The sequence below is a fragment of the Arenimonas daejeonensis genome (assembly GCF_007993735.1).
Taxonomy (GTDB): Bacteria; Pseudomonadota; Gammaproteobacteria; order Xanthomonadales; family Xanthomonadaceae; genus Arenimonas; species Arenimonas daejeonensis.
This window is the reverse complement of record NZ_CP042453.1, coordinates 448,631-462,171: the sequence shown is the minus strand read 5'-3', so window position 1 is coordinate 462,171 and position 13,541 is coordinate 448,631. Positions and strand designations below refer to the sequence as shown.

The window sequence follows — 13,541 nt, the reverse complement described above, 5'->3', positions numbered from 1 at the left end:
AGGTCAGGACCGGCGGGCGTAGCGACCGTTGTCGGCGACCACGCGCCCGTCCAGCTCCATGAGCAGCAGCATGGAGGACAGGGCGGCCACCGTCAATCCTGTACGTGCGGCCAGCACATCCATGCCGGTTGGGTCGTGCCCTGCAGGCCGACCACAGCCGGTTGTGGTCCTCATCCCCTGTCGGCTGTCCCTGGCCTGACCGGGAAACGCCGGTGTTTGACAGGTCCGACAGGCGTCCGCGCAGGGCATCGGCCAGGCTGGACGCGAGCGGGGCGAGGGCGGCGATCAGCTCGGCCGGCTCTTCGACCAGGCGGCACCGTCCCGGATCAGCCGGTGGCAGCCGCGGGCCATGGGGTTGTCGACCGAACCGGGGAGGGCAAACACCTCCCGCCCGGCTTCGGCAGCCAGCCGGGCACTGATCAGGGCGCCGGAGCGCAGGGCGGCCTCGACCACGAAGGTGCCCATGCTGAGGCCGGCGATGATGCGGTTTCGGCTGGGAAAATGGCTTGCCAGGGCGCCCGTGCCGGGCGGGTGCTCACTCACCACGGCACCTTCGGTGGCGATGCGCCTCATCAGAGCGGCATTTGCGGCGGGGTAGGACACGTCCGGGCCAGTGCCGACCACGGCCAGCGTGCGGCCGGTGGACAGGGCACCCAGGTGTGCGGCGGTGTCGATGCCTTCGGCCAGGCCGCTGGTGACAGTCCAGCCGGCGCCCGCGAGTCGGCGCCCGAAGCGCCGCGCCTGGTCGCGTCCGCCGGCACTGGGGCGCCGACTGCCGACGATGGCGATCTGCGGCGACCAGAGCAGGGTGGGGTTCCCTACGCAGAAGAGCACGGGCGGCGGTTGGGGGCTGCGCCGCAGCAGGGCGGGGTAATCGGGGTCGTGCCAGCCGATGAGGTGATGGTCCGGATCGGCCAGCCAGGCCTGGTCGGCGTCCAGCCGTCGCGGATCGGGCGGCTGGAGCGCCGCGGGATCGCCGGCCGCCTGTGCCAGGCCGGCGCCGTGGCGGCAGGCGTGCAGCGCGGCTTCCGGGCTGGCGTGGTGTTCGAGCAGATGGCGGAGCAGGGCGTCGGGCAGTTTCGCCCGGGCGAGCGTGAGCAGTGCGAGGTCGGAGTTCATGGCCCCGACAGCATCGCGGCGCCCGAAGGCGCCGCGATGTAGGAGCTATGCCATCCGACGTGTCTTACTGGCTCGCGTCCGGATGCTTGAGCAGGTCGCCCGGATGCGTCGGGCGGATGCCATTCATCACCAGCGCGTAGCTGACCTTGTCGAAGGTGCGGAACACCATCAGGTGGCCGACGAAATCGTCCGGCATCTCGACCTTGTCGGCCTTGGCCGACATCAGGTTGCCGTGTTTGACGGTATCCGGACGCAGCGCGCCGTCGTGCCAGATCGAGAAGGTGTGGCCGTTGCGGATGCCGTCGCGGGCACCAACAGAGAGCGCCACCACCAGCCGCGGGCCGGCCTGCATGCCGTCGGCGACCGACAGGACCCGGGCGTTCTCGGGGATGCTGTCGGGAGCGCGGGGCATGAACTGCAGATCGTAGGGTTGCGCCTCGGAAGGCAGTACGCGGTCGCCGACCCGGACCTCGCGGCCTTCCTCGCGCAGCACCACAACCGCGACTTCGCCCTGGATCTGGGTCACTTCGCCGGTTGCATGCAGCTGGAGTTCATCACCCAGATGCTCACCGTCGGCTTCGCCGAAGCCGGGCGGGTTGCCCCAATGCGTGTGGGTGCGGGCGCTGCGGTAGTCGAGCACCGAGCGGCCAGGGCCCTCCTCGGCGTCGCCACCACCGAAGGTGTGCACCGGACGGGTGAAGTCGACCACCTGGCCCGGCTGTGCGCCGTCGAGGCCGCGGACGAACACCAACTGGCCGGCCGTGCTGTAGATGCGGTCGTCCTCGAGGCCGATCACATAGGGCAGCGACTGGGCGTCGTCGACCACAGTGAACTGCCTGAGGAAAGGCTCGACATCGGACAGCGGAATCGTATTGACCGATTCGCCGATCTGCGGGCCCTCCGAGGTGATCCTCGGCTCGCCGTCGATGTAGACCAGGCTGAGCACGTCACCCGGGAAGATCAGGTGCGGGTTCTTGACCTGCGGATTGGCCTGCCAGATCTCGGGCCAGAGCCAGGGCTTCTTGAGGAAGCGCCCAGCGATGTCCCAAAGGGTGTCGCCCTTTTTGACCGTGTAGGTCGTCGGATGATCCTCGGCCAACTCCGCAGCGATCGCGGCAGTGGCGAGGGTGAGCAACATGGCAGCGGTAACTGCAAGAAGCCGTTTAAGCATGGCGGCTATCCACCTGATTTTCCCCGGACAGGTTGGGCGACTATAGCCCAAATCCGGGCCGGGATTGCAAGCCCGCCCGGGGTATAATGATGCGCCGGCCCTTGAGGTCCGGTCCCGTATTCCCCATTTCCCCGTCCATGGCCAAGCTCTCCATCCTGGAATTCCCCGATCCCCGGCTGCGAACCGTCGCCAAGCCGGTCGAGCAGGTGGATGACACCCTGCGCCGTCTTATCGACGACATGTTCGAGACCATGTATGCCGCTCCGGGCATCGGTCTGGCCGCGACCCAGGTGGATGTCCACCTGCGCCTGCTGGTATTGGACGTAAGCGAAGACAAAAGCCGGCCAATGGTGTTCATCAACCCGGAGATCCTCGAGTCCGAGGGCAGCCAGGTCTACCATAAGGCTGCCTGTCCGTGCCGGGCATCTACGCCGACGTGAAGCGCGCCGACCGCGTCCTCGTGCGTGCGCTGGACCGCGACGGCAAGTCCTTCGAGGTGGACGCCGACGGCTTGCTGGCGGTCTGCGTCCAGCACGAGATGGACCATCTCGCCGGCAAGGTGTTCGTGGATTACCTCTCGCCGCTCAAGCGCGAGCAGGTCCGCAAGAAGCTGGCCAAGCAGCAGCGCAATTCCGACGCGGCCGCCTGACATGGCGTTGCGCATCGTCTTCGCCGGCACGCCCGGCTTCGCGGTGCCCTGCCTGCGTACTGCCGCCGAAGGCGGCGAAGTGATTGCCGTCTACACCCAGCCCGATCGCCCCGCAGGCCGCGGCCGCCAGTTGGCGCCGTCGCCGGTCAAGGTCGAGGCGTTGGCACGAGGGTTGCCGGTGTTCCAGCCGGAAAACTTCAAACGTGCCGAAGCGCGCGAGCAGTTGCAGGCGCTGCGCCCCGACCTGATCGTTGTCGTGGCCTATGGCCTGATCCTGCCGCAGTCGGTGCTCGACATCCCGCGCCTGGGCTGCTGGAACGTGCACGCCTCACTGCTGCCGCGCTGGCGCGGCGCGGCGCCGATCCAGCGCGCGCTGGAGGCCGGCGACAGCGAAACCGGCGTCTGCCTGATGCAGATGGAAAAAGGCCTCGACACCGGCCCGGTGCTGCTGAGCCTGGCCACGCCGATCACGCCTGAAGACACCGGCGGCAGCCTGCACGATCGCCTGGCCGCGCTTGGCGCCGAAGTGCTGGCCGACGGCCTGAAACTGCTGCGCGCCGGCATGCGGCCGGTGCCGCAGGCACAGCCGGCCGAAGGCGTGACCTATGCGCACAAACTAGACAAAGCCGAGGCGAAGCTGGACTGGGCGCTGCCGGCGACCGCGCTGGCCAACCGCGTTCGCGCCTTCGATCCCTGGCCGGTGGCGGAAGCCGAACTGTCCGGCGAGCGCCTGCGTGTCCATGCCGCCCGTGCCCTGCCAACCAGGCACGACCGGCCACCCGGCACGCTCCTGGCCGCCACCCGCGACGGCCTGGACGTGGCCTGCGGCGAAGGCGCGCTGCGCCTGCTGCGCGTGCAGCGCGAGGGCGGTCGGCCGGTGTCCGCGGCGGACTACCTCAATGCCCGCCCGGCCTTGAAGACCCCATGACGGCCCCGGCCGGCTCGGCGCTGCGGGCGCGTGCCGCGCGGGTGCTGGTGGCGGTGTTGGGCGAGGGGCGCTCGCTGAAAGCCCAACTCGGACCGGCCCTGGCCGCGCTGCAGGACACTCGCGACCGCGCCCTGCTGGAAGCGATCTGCTTCAGCGCCCTGCGCCACCGCCGGCGTTACGAATTCGTGCTTTCCGCCTGGCTGGCCAAGCCCCTGGCCAAACGCGATTTCCCGGTGCATTGCCTGCTGCTCACGGGCCTGGCCCAGATGGACGCCCCGGCCTGCCGGCGCATGCGGCCGTGTCCGCCACGGCGGAAGCCACCCGCGAGCTGGGAAGGGCGCCGCTGGTCGGTTTCGTGAATGCCCTGCTGCGCCGCGCCAGCCGGGAATCCCTGCCGGAAAGCCCGGATCCCGCCGTTTCCGGCAGCCATCCCGACTGGCTGGTCGAACGCCTGCGCGCCGACTGGCCCGGGCAGTGGCAGGACATCCTGGCCGCCAACAACCAGCCGGCGCCGCTCTGGCTTCGCTGCAATCCGCGGGAGCTCGGCATCGACCGCCTGCTGCGCTCTCTGCGCGAGGACGAGGTCGCGGCCGAGGCTACCGAGCGACTGCCCAATGCCGTCCGCGTGCTTGACCCGCTGCCGGTCGAACGGCTTCCGTTCTGGCACACCGGTGCCTTGAGCATCCAGGATGGCGCCGCCCAGCTGGCCGTGCTGGCGCTGGACCCGCAGCCGGGCGAGCGCGTGCTCGACGCCTGTGCCGCCCCGGGCGGCAAGTCGGCGCAGATCGCCGAACGCCTCGATCCGGACCACGGCCGCCTGCTGGCGATCGACATCGAGGCGCGACGGCTGCAGCGGGTGGCCCAGCAGCTCGACCGCCAGGGCCTGGCCACGCCAAACGTGCAGCTGCGGGTCGCCGATGCCGCCGCGACGACGGACTGGTGGGATGGCGAACCGTTCGACGCCATCCTCCTCGATGCGCCGTGTTCGGCCACCGGCATCATCCGTCGCCAGCCCGACATCAAATGGCATCGTCGCGCCACCGACATCCCGGTGCTGGTGCAGACCCAGGCGCGGCTGCTGGATGCCCTTTGGCCCTTGCTGCGGCCGGGCGGGCGCCTGGTGTACGCGACCTGCTCGATCCTTCGCGATGAGAACGAACGGCAGGTGGACGCCTTCCTCGCGCGCACGCCCGATGCCGTCGCCACGCCGCTGGACGAACGTTTCGGCCGCGCCAGCGGCGCCGGCCGCCAGCGCCTGCCGGGCGAGGACGGCATGGACGGATTCTTCTACGCCGCACTGGTCCGGCAGGGCTGAGCCGGGCCGGACCGGGCGTGATCACCAGGCGTGGGCTTTCACTGGCGTTGACGTGGCTGCCGGGGCAGGGTCCTGCCCGGTAGACTAGCCGCACCGGCCGGTGCCGGGATGCGGCTTCCAGCGGAACCAGATCAAAAGAAGGTCATGGCGTCATGAAGATCCTCATCCTGGGCGCGGGCCAGGTCGGCACCTCGGTCGCGTCGGCCCTGGCCTCCGAGAACAACGACATCACCGTGGTGGACACCGACCACAACCGCCTGCGTGAACTGGCGGAAAAACTCGACATCCGCACCGTCGTCGGCCACGCCTCGCTGCCCAGCGTGCTGGCCCAGGCCGGTGCCGAGGAGGCGGAGCTGCTGGTCGCCGTGACCTCCAGCGACGAGGTCAACCTGATCGCCTGCCAGGTCGCCCAGCACCAGTTCCGCACCCCGACCCGCGTGGCCCGCCTGCGCGAAGCGCAATACCTCGAGGTGGCGGCGCTGGCGGATCCGGAGCATTCCGCGGTCAGTGCGGCGATCAGCCCCGAACAATTGGTCTGCCGCCACGTCGAACGCCTGATCGAATACCCGGGCGCGTTGCAGGTGCTGGACTTCGCCGACGGCCGCGCCCAGCTGGTGGCGGTGCGCGCGGTGCCCGGCGGCGCCCTGGTCGGGCACGAGATCCGCGACCTGCGCGAACACCTGCCCACCGGCGTGGATGCGCGCGTGGCGGCGATCTTCCGCAAGGGCAAGGCGGTCAAGCCCGAAGGCAGCACCGTGATCGAGGTGGACGACGAGGTGTTTTTCCTCGCCGACCGCAAGAACATCCTCACGGTGATGAGCGAGCTGCGCAAGGTCGACCCGCGCCCCGCGCGCCGGCTGCTGATCGCCGGCGGCGGCAACATCGGACGCAACCTGGCCCGCAGCCTGGAATCGCGCTATTCGGTGAAGGTGCTCGAACGTTCGCGCGAACGCGCCCGCGGCATCGCCGAGGACCTGCTCAACTCCATCGTGCTGGTCGGCGACTGCGCCGACGAGGACCTGCTGCGCGAGGAGAACATCGACCAGACCGACGTCTACTGCGCCATGACCAACGACGACGAGGCCAACATCCTCTCGGCGATGCTGGCCAAGCGCATGGGCTGCCCGCGCGTGATCTCGCTGATCAACCGGCCGTCGTACGCGGAGCTGGTCGAGGGCGGCACCATCGACATCGCCGTCAGTCCGCAGCTGGTGACGCTGGGCGCGCTGTTGGCGCACATCCGCGAAGGCGCGCCGGCGCGGGTTTATTCGCTGCGCCGTGGCGCGGCCGAAGCGATCGAAGCGGTGGTGCGCGGCGACCGCCGCACCTCGCAGGTGGTCGGTCGCGGCCTGGATGAACTGGAACTGCCGCCGGCCACCACCATCGGCGGCCTGGTGCGCGGCGACAAGCTGCTGATCGCCCACCACGACGTGGTGATCGAACCGGGCGACCACGTCATCCTGTTCGTGATGGACAAACGCGAGATGGCCCAGGTGAGCGCCCTGTTCCAGACCGGGGCGACCTGGCTGTGAGCCAGCGCTTCCGCGCCATCCAGCGCATCCTGGGCGTCATCATCGTCCTGTCGTCGCTGACCAAGCTGCCGCCGGCCTTCCTGGCCCTGGTCTGGAACGAAGAGGGCACGGCGCACGTCTTCTTCGGCAGCTTCCTCGCCAGCGGCTTCCTGGGCCTGCTGCTGTGGGCGCCGGTGCGCCACGTCAACTACGACCTGCGCCTGCGCGACGGCTTCCTGATCGTGACCCTGACCTGGGTGTTCGCCAGCCTGGTGTCGGCGCTGCCCTTCGTGCACGGCCCGCCGCACCTGAGTTACACCGACGCGATCTTCGAGGCCACCTCGGGCCTGACCACCACCGGCGCCACGGTCATCGTCGGTCTGGACGACCTGCCGCAGAGCGTGCAGTTCTACCGCCAGTTGCTGCAGTTCCTGGGCGGCATGGGCATCGTGATCCTGGCAGTGGCGATCCTGCCGATGCTCAAGATCGGCGGCACCCAGCTGTTCCGCGCCGAAAGCACCGGGCCGACCAAGGACACCAAGCTCACGCCGCGCATCGCCGAAACGGCCAAGGCGCTCTGGGGCGTCTATTTCGGTCTTACCGTGTTGTGCGCGCTGGCGTTCTGGTTCGGCGGCATGACCCTGTTCGAGGCGATCTGCCACGCGATGAGTACGGTAAGCACCGGCGGATTTTCCACCTACGACGCCGCGTTCGGGTATTGGGACAGCCCGATCCTGGAGTGGACCGCCGTGGTGTTCATGCTGCTGGGCGGCGTCAACTTCGGCCTGCACTTCGTCGCCTGGCGGCGCGCGTCCATGGCGGTCTACAGCACCGATTCGGAATTACGGTCCTTCCTGCGCATCGTCGCCGTTGCCAGCGTGCTGGTGGCGCTGATGATCTGGGTGGGTGGCGACTACCTGCATTTCGCCGATGCTTTCCGGTACGCGACATTCCAGATCGTCTCCTCGATCACCACCACGGGTTTCGCCGTGTCCGGCTTCGACCAGTGGTCGGGCGCCGCGCCGCTGCTGGTGGTCGGCGTGGCCTTCATCGGCGGTTGCTCCGGTTCGACGGTGGGTGGCCTGAAGGTGGCGCGCGTAGTGATGGTGGTCCGGCAGGGTTACCGCGAAATCAAGCAGCTGGTGCACCCGAAGGCGCAGTTCCTTATGAAGATGGGTGGACGCCGCGTGTCGGAAAGCGTGGTGCTGTCGGTCAGCGGCTTCATCGCCATCTGGATGCTGTGCTTCGTGGCACTGATGCTGGCGATGAACCTCACCGGCCTGGACATCGAGTCCTCGTTCGGCGGCGCGGTCGCGACCCTGACCAACCTGGGCCCGGGCCTGGGTGACGTGGCCAGCAATTTCGCCGGGGTCAACGACGGCGCCGTCTGGCTCGGCACGCTCGGCATGATCCTGGGCCGCCTCGAGGTGTTCTCGCTGCTGGTGCTGCTTACGCCGCAGTTCTGGCGCGAGTAGGCGCGGCGTCCATCGCGGCCGCCAGGCGGTCGTGCAGCGCTCGCGCCTCGGCTTCGGCGAGGTAGCGGATGCGCAGCGGCGGCTCGAACGGGCTGGCGCCGGCGGTGTCGAGCAGCAGGCTGGCCATGCCGTGCCGGCGGTCGAACGGCGAGCGCGTCAGCCGCAGCGCCTGCAGCTTGCCGGTTTCGGCGAAGCGCCAGGACTTGTCCAGCCAGCCCTCGCGCACCGCGATCACGCCATTCTCCAGGCAATAACCGGCGTGGCGCGCCCAGATCCGCGCACGCACCAGCAACAGCGGCAGCAGCGCCAGCGCGGCCAGGCCCCAGGCCCTGGCGCCAAGTCAGCACGGCGGTCAGCACCAGCGCGAACAACGCGGGCAGGGCGAACTGCCGCCGCCAGGCGCGCGGATGCAGCGGCCGCCAGTCCTGCAACGGCCAATGGCCGCCGGGCAGCAGGTGGCGGATCAGGCCGTCCATCGTTTCCGGTGTCGCCACCGGCGCCAGGTCGCGCAGCGAGCGCTGGTCGTTGACGGTATCCACCGACGCGCTGTCCACGCGCAGGCTGCGCCGCCCCAGCCAGCGATGGGTCAGGCTTTCGCGCAGGCTCCAGGCCTGGATGCGCCGGCGCGGCATGTTGGCGCGCAGCCGGGTCAGCAGTCCGCGCTGCACGCTGAGCCGGCGGCCGGTTTCGGTCAGGGTGAAGCCGTGGTACTGCAGCAAGGCCAACACGATCGACAGCAGGCGCAGCGCGACCACCGCGAACAGCAGCAGGCTCAGCGCACCGAAGACCCAGCCGGCCACGCCCATAAGCAGGTCCTTGCCCCAGCCCATCAGCAGCTTGATCCAGGACTCCAGGGTGTCGCCGACCAGGTCCGAACTGGCCTGCGCCAGCACGCCGATCGCCGCCGCGACCAGGATCATGCCGCGGTTGGAGATCAGGCCCAGGCGCACGACCTCGCTGGTGGGCAGCGACAGCAGCTCGCGGGACGTCGGCGTTTGTGTCTCGTCGGCTGCACCGTCCGTCGCCGCGGCCTGGCCGTGGCTGCGAACCAGTTCTTCCAGCGCATGCGCGTCGTGCAGCGACAGCACCCGCATCTCGCCCTCCGGGCGCATGCCGCCGGCCGATTCCAGCCGCACTTCCGCCACGCCGAAGATCCGGTGCAGCAGCGACTGGTGCAGGGCGACGTTGTGGATGCGCTGGAACGGGATGTGCCGCAGGCTTTTCTGGAACAGGCCGCTGCGGATGACGATGCCGTCGCCCTCGACCCGGAACCGGTAGGTGAAGTATTGCGCCAGCGACACCAGCACCAGCACGCCGGCGCCCAGCAGGCCCCAGAGTTCCCAAGGAATTGCCACGCCCGGTGAACAGCAGCACCAGCAGCGGGATCGCGAAACTCTTGAGCTGCTGGATCAGCACGAACAGCCACGACAGCGGGTGCAGGCGGCGTTCGGCGCCGCCTTCGGCGATGGCCTCAGAGGGCGTCGTCATGGCGGTCGGCCTCCGGCAGCAGGGCGTCGCGCAGTGCCACCGCGTCGGCGTCCAGGAAGCCGGACTGGCGCAGCGCGTACAGGCGGGTGCCGGCGGTGTGCACGACCAGGGTGGCCAGGCCGTGGCGGCGTTCGATCGGGCCGCGTTCGAGGTCCAGGTGCTGCACGCGCGTGCGCGGCACCAGCACTTCGCTGCGCCAGACCAGACCGCGCCGCACCTGCAGGCCACGATCGTCCAGGCGCCAGGCGGTGCGCGACCAGCGTGCACGCCCGTGCCAGGCGCCGATCCCCGCCGCCAGCGCCAGGCAGGCCAGGCCCAGGGCGATACGCGCCGGCCAGCCGGGAATGAACGCGCCGCCGACCACCGCGGGGATCGCGCCGAAGGGCAGCCAGCCCAGTGCCCCCACCAGCGTGGAGACGCGCCGTGCCGCCTCGGGCAGAGGCTGCCAGTCGGACGTGGCGGCGGGCGTGATGTCGTCTTCGGCTTCGGTCATTGGCGGGGTCGTTTGTAGCAATCCGGGTGGTAGGGGTTGGTTTCGCCGCTGCCGGGTGGGCGCAGCGTCCAGCGTTTGTAGGTCCACTGGTACTGCCAGAGGTCCCGGCGCGCGATCGATTCCACCTGGGCATTCATGGCCGTGGTGGCTTCGACCAGGTCGGGCGAGGCGATGGCCGGCAGGGCGGGTTCGAAATGCAGGTCGAAGCGTCCGTCGGGCCGGCGCTCGGCGTAGGCGAACAGCACGGCGGCGCCACTGCGTTCGGCCAGGCGGGGAATCAGGCTCAGGGTCAGGGCCTGGCGGCCGAAAAACGGCGCGAATTCGCCACTGCCGAGCTTGGGCTGCTGGTCCGGGGTGATGCCGACCACGCCGCCGGCCTGCAGCGCCTTCCACAGCGGACGCAGGGTGCTGGCTTCGGCCGGGACCAGGCGGATGTTCTCGCCGCCGCGGGCCAGGCGCAGGAAGGCGTCGCCGGATGCGGATTCCGGGGTGCGGTAGACCAGGGTGAACGGGCCGCGGGCGGCCAGGAATTCGATCAGCAGCTCCCAGTTGCCGTAATGCGGCGCGCTGATGATCACGCCGCGGCCGGCGGCTTCCGCGGCCGCCAGGTGTTCGAGTCCGGTGACGGTGGCGACCAGCCGCAGGTTGTCGGCACGCGGCCGGGTCCAGATGCGCAGCGTCTCGACCGCGCAGCGGCCGGTCTGGCCCAGGATGCGGCGCAGCGCGGGGTCGCGTTCGGCCGGATCGCGCGGCAGGCCCAGCAGCTCCAGGTTGCGGCGCGCGACCTTGCATTCGCGCGTGTCGAACCGATGCGAGAACGCACCGATGGCATCGCCGAGCCGCTGCGCCCAGGACAGCGGCAATCGGCCGAGGCACCAGGCGGCCGCGTACATCAGCCGGGTCTTCAGGGGGACCTTCATGGCCGGAGTGTAAGCGATGCCTCCGCGCGGCCGCGGCGCCATTACACTCGCGGCATGATCGCCCTCATCCAGCGTGTGCTCGAAGCCAGCGTGCGGGTCGACGACCAGGTCGTCGGTGCCATAGGTCCCGGCCTCCTGGCCCTGGTGGCGGTGGAGCCGGGCGATGACGAAACACGCATCGCGCGCATGGCCGAGCGGCTGCTCGCCTATCGCGTGTTCGGCGACGCGGCCGGCAAGATGAACCTGTCCCTGGCCGACACCGGTGGCGGCCTGTTGCTGGTCAGCCAGTTCACACTGGCGGCCGACACCACCAAAGGCCTGCGGCCCAGCTTCACCTCGGCCGCCCCGCCCGAAGCCGGACGGGCGGGTTTCGAGCGGCTGGTCACCCTCTGCCGCCAGCGGCATGCCCGGGTTGAAACCGGGCGTTTCGGCGCCCACATGGTGGTCAGCCTGGCCAATGACGGCCCGGTGACCTTCCGCCTGCAGTCCTGAGCCCCGTTTTCAGCGGGCTGTTTCCCCTTGGTTAATCAAATACTTAGCCAAGTCCGACGGACTCCTGTACACTGCGCGGTTCCATTTTCCCTGTCGCGGGATACGTTTTCATGGCCAACGATCGTCCGGCTCAGCAGTCCGAAATCAAGCAGCTGATCACCAAGGGCCTGGAACAGGGCTACCTGACCTATGCCGAGGTCAACGACCACCTGCCCGACGACATCGTCGATCCGGAGCAGATCGAAGACATCATCGGCATGATCAACGGCATGGGCATCGAGGTGCACGAAGTCGCGCCCGATGCCGAGACCCTGTTGCTGTCCGATTCGTCCTCGCAGCGCGATTCCGACGATACCGCCGCCGAAGAAGCCGCTGCCGCACTGACCTCGCTCGATACCGAGGGTGGCCGCACCACCGACCCGGTGCGCATGTACATGCGCGAGATGGGTTCGGTCGAACTGCTCACCCGCGAGGGTGAGATCGCCATCGCCAAGCGCATCGAGGAAGGCCTGAACCAGGTGCATTCCTCGCTGGCCAGCTTCCCTGGTCCATCCAGCTGCTGCTGGAGGACTACGACCAGCACCTCGAGGGCAAGAAGCGCCTGAACGAGGTCGTGGTCGGCTTCCTGGACATGGAAGAACCGGAAGAAGTCATCCCGGTCGCCGCGATCGAGGAAGACGCGGAAATCGAGGAAGAGGATGAGGCCGCGACCGAGGATGGCGAGGAAACCGCCGCCGTCGACACCGGCCCGGACCCGGCCGAAGTCGGCCGCCGCATGGACACGCTCAAGGGCCTGTACACCAAGTTCCAGAAGACCCACGCCAAGTACGGCGCCTCCGACAAGAAGACCGTCAAGGTCCGCGAGGAAATGGCCACCGAGTTCCTGCGCCTGAAGCTGCCGCTGGCGCTGATGGACGCCTTCGTGCGCAAGCTGCGCGAGGTGGTGAACTCGATCAAGGAACACGAGCGCCGCATCCTCGACATCTGCACACGCAACGCCAAGATGCCGCGCAAGGACTTCCTGCGCGCCTGGCCGGGCAACGAGATCAACCTGGACTGGGCCGACGACGTCATCCGGCGCAAGCAGAAGTGGTCGTCGGGCATGCGCGAGTTCAAGGACCTGATCATCGCCGAGCAGCACAAGCTGGTCGGCATCGAGCAGTCGCTGTGGCTGACGCTGCCGGACATCAAGGAAATCAACCGCGCGATGGCCTACGGCGAGGCCAAGGCCCGCAAGGCCAAGAAGGAAATGGTCGAGGCCAACCTGCGCCTGGTCATCTCCATCGCCAAGAAGTACACCAACCGCGGCCTGCAGTTCCTCGACCTGATCCAGGAAGGCAACATCGGCCTGATGAAGGCCGTGGACAAGTTCGAATACCGCCGCGGCTACAAGTTCTCGACCTACGCCACCTGGTGGATCCGCCAGGCCATCACCCGCTCGATCGCCGACCAGGCGCGCACCATCCGCATCCCGGTGCACATGATCGAGACGATCAACAAGCTCAACCGCATTTCCCGCCAGATGCTGCAGGAAATGGGTCGCGAACCGACCCCGGAAGAGCTGGCGAAGAAGATGGAGATGCCCGAGGACAAGATTCGCAAGGTGCTCAAGATCGCCAAGGAACCGATTTCCATGGAGACGCCGATCGGCGACGACGAGGATTCGCACCTGGGCGATTTCATCGAGGACACCAGCATCGAGTCGCCGATCGAGGCGACCACGAACCTGGGCCTGATGGAGACCGTGCGCGACGTGCTCGCCGGCCTGACGCCGCGCGAGGCCAAGTGCTGCGCATGCGCTTCGGCATCGACATGAACACCGACCACACGCTGGAAGAAGTCGGCAAGCAGTTCGACGTCACCCGCGAGCGCATCCGCCAGATCGAGGCGAAGGCGCTGCGCAAGCTGCGCCATCCGACCCGTTCGGAACAGCTGCGGTCCTTCCTCGACCTCGAGTAAGTGCCTGCACCGACGTAACAA

General features: G+C 68.8%; 8 protein-coding genes and 5 pseudogenes. 7 read left to right on the top strand and 6 right to left on the bottom strand.

Annotation, left to right across the window (positions count from 1 at the left end):
* Nucleotides 1-3 precede the first annotated feature (3 nt).
* Nucleotides 4-1,119, bottom strand: a pseudogene (dprA, locus tag FRZ33_RS02295) (DNA-processing protein DprA).
* Between the two features lie 64 nt (nt 1,120-1,183).
* Nucleotides 1,184-2,290 (bottom strand): LysM peptidoglycan-binding domain-containing protein, encoded by a 1,107-nt coding sequence (locus FRZ33_RS02290; RefSeq protein WP_146907366.1) that lies wholly within the window; start codon nt 2,288-2,290, stop codon nt 1,184-1,186.
* Between the two features lie 86 nt (nt 2,291-2,376).
* On the opposite strand from FRZ33_RS02290, the pseudogene def reads away from it, so the two are divergent.
* The 5 genes and pseudogenes from def (at nt 2,377) to FRZ33_RS02265 (ending at nt 8,168) form a co-directional block, all read left to right on the top strand.
* A pseudogene (gene def / locus FRZ33_RS02285) lies at nt 2,377-2,939 on the top strand (peptide deformylase).
* A gap of 7 nt (nt 2,940-2,946) precedes the next feature.
* Nucleotides 2,947-3,867, top strand: a complete 921-nt coding sequence (gene fmt, locus FRZ33_RS02280) for a methionyl-tRNA formyltransferase (RefSeq protein ID WP_146910549.1) — start codon at nt 2,947-2,949, stop codon at nt 3,865-3,867.
* Nucleotides 3,864-5,182 (top strand): annotated as a pseudogene (rsmB, locus tag FRZ33_RS02275) (16S rRNA (cytosine(967)-C(5))-methyltransferase RsmB). Before fmt ends, rsmB begins: the two are co-directional and overlap by 4 nt.
* Before the next feature lie 152 nt (nt 5,183-5,334).
* Nucleotides 5,335-6,714 (top strand): Trk system potassium transporter TrkA, encoded by a 1,380-nt coding sequence (gene trkA, locus FRZ33_RS02270; RefSeq protein WP_146907364.1) that lies wholly within the window; start codon nt 5,335-5,337, stop codon nt 6,712-6,714.
* The gene (locus tag FRZ33_RS02265; protein WP_227978027.1) at nt 6,711-8,168 is read left to right on the top strand and encodes a TrkH family potassium uptake protein; all 1,458 of its coding nucleotides are present in this window, start codon (nt 6,711-6,713) and stop codon (nt 8,166-8,168) included. The genes trkA and FRZ33_RS02265 overlap by 4 nt, the downstream gene beginning before the upstream one ends.
* Here FRZ33_RS02265 and FRZ33_RS15795 read toward each other — a convergent pair.
* The 4 genes and pseudogenes from FRZ33_RS15795 to FRZ33_RS02250 all read right to left on the bottom strand — a co-directional run bounded on the left by FRZ33_RS15795 (nt 8,143) and on the right by FRZ33_RS02250 (nt 11,069).
* Nucleotides 8,143-8,394: a PH domain-containing protein gene (locus tag FRZ33_RS15795; RefSeq protein WP_265468747.1), complete on the bottom strand. Its 252-nt coding sequence runs from the start codon at nt 8,392-8,394 to the stop codon at nt 8,143-8,145. The genes FRZ33_RS02265 and FRZ33_RS15795 overlap by 26 nt on opposite strands.
* Nucleotides 8,395-8,758: 364 nt before the next feature.
* A pseudogene (locus FRZ33_RS15790) lies at nt 8,759-9,469 on the bottom strand (PH domain-containing protein); the annotation flags it as partial.
* Between the two features lie 170 nt (nt 9,470-9,639).
* Nucleotides 9,640-10,149: a PH domain-containing protein gene (locus FRZ33_RS02255; protein WP_146907363.1), complete on the bottom strand. Its 510-nt coding sequence runs from the start codon at nt 10,147-10,149 to the stop codon at nt 9,640-9,642.
* Nucleotides 10,146-11,069, bottom strand: coding sequence for an LpxL/LpxP family acyltransferase (locus FRZ33_RS02250; RefSeq protein ID WP_146907361.1), 924 nt, complete (start codon nt 11,067-11,069; stop codon nt 10,146-10,148). Before FRZ33_RS02250 ends, FRZ33_RS02255 begins: the two co-directional genes overlap by 4 nt.
* A 54-nt stretch (nt 11,070-11,123) precedes the next feature.
* On the opposite strand from FRZ33_RS02250, the gene dtd reads away from it, so the two are divergent.
* Entirely contained in the window at nt 11,124-11,561 is a 438-nt protein-coding gene (dtd, locus tag FRZ33_RS02245; protein WP_146907359.1) for a D-aminoacyl-tRNA deacylase, read from the top strand.
* A gap of 110 nt (nt 11,562-11,671) precedes the next feature.
* Nucleotides 11,672-13,520 (top strand): annotated as a pseudogene (gene rpoD / locus FRZ33_RS15570) (RNA polymerase sigma factor RpoD).
* Nucleotides 13,521-13,541: the final 21 nt, after the last annotated feature.